Source organism: Azospira sp. I13, assembly GCF_003112695.1.
GTDB lineage: Bacteria > Pseudomonadota > Gammaproteobacteria > Burkholderiales > Rhodocyclaceae > Azospira.
Genome location: NZ_BFBP01000007.1, coordinates 247,942 through 248,598, shown reverse-complemented (window position 1 = coordinate 248,598; position 657 = coordinate 247,942). Strand labels below are relative to the sequence as shown.

The following is a 657-nucleotide window of genomic DNA, read 5'->3' as shown; positions in this document are numbered from 1 at the left end:
CCGGCAGCCCCTTCGCCGACACCTACCTGGACGACGACGTCCTGGACACCCCCACCAGCTTTGAAGGCGACGCCGGCAACGACGTTGCCACCGGCGGTGCCCGCGCCAACCTCCTCAAAGGCGGCCTGGGCAACGACGAACTGCACGGTGGCGGCGGCAACGACACCCTCCTGGGTGGCGCCGGCGACGACCTCCTGGACGGCGGCAGCGGCGACGACGCCCTGGATGGCGGCGCCGGCAACGACACCTACTGGGTCGATGCCGCCGGCGACGTGGTCACCGAACTCGACAAGGGCGGCATCGACCACGTCAAAACCAGCCTCACCAGCTACGCCCTGGGCGACAACGTCNGAGAACCTCAGCTACACCGGCGTAGCCGCCTTCACCGGGACCGGCAACGCCCTGGCCAACCGCATCGTCGGCGGCGAAGGGGCCGACACCCTGAGCGGCGGCGAAGGGGCCGATACCCTCCTGGGCGGAGCCGGTGACGACCTTCTGGACGGCGGCAAAGGTGCCGACCGGCTCGAAGGTGGCGAAGGCAACGACACCTACGTGGTGGACAGCGCAGGCGACATCGTCAAAGACACCGGCGGTGAAGCTGACCTCGTCCGCATCCAGGGCGACACCGTGGCCGCCTACGTCATGGCGGAAGGGATC

General features: G+C 69.5%; 1 protein-coding gene and 1 pseudogene. Both read left to right on the top strand.

Features of this window, described 5'->3' with window-relative positions; translation table 11 throughout:
• Positions 1 to 26: 26 nt before the first annotated feature.
• Positions 27 to 488 carry a calcium-binding protein gene (locus tag AZSI13_RS18390; protein ID WP_369406659.1) on the top strand — a complete coding sequence of 154 codons (462 nt, stop codon included), beginning with the start codon at positions 27 to 29 and terminating at the stop codon, positions 486 to 488.
• A pseudogene (locus AZSI13_RS18385) lies at positions 403 to 657 on the top strand (calcium-binding protein); the annotation flags it as partial. The gene AZSI13_RS18390 and the pseudogene AZSI13_RS18385, both read left to right, overlap by 86 nt.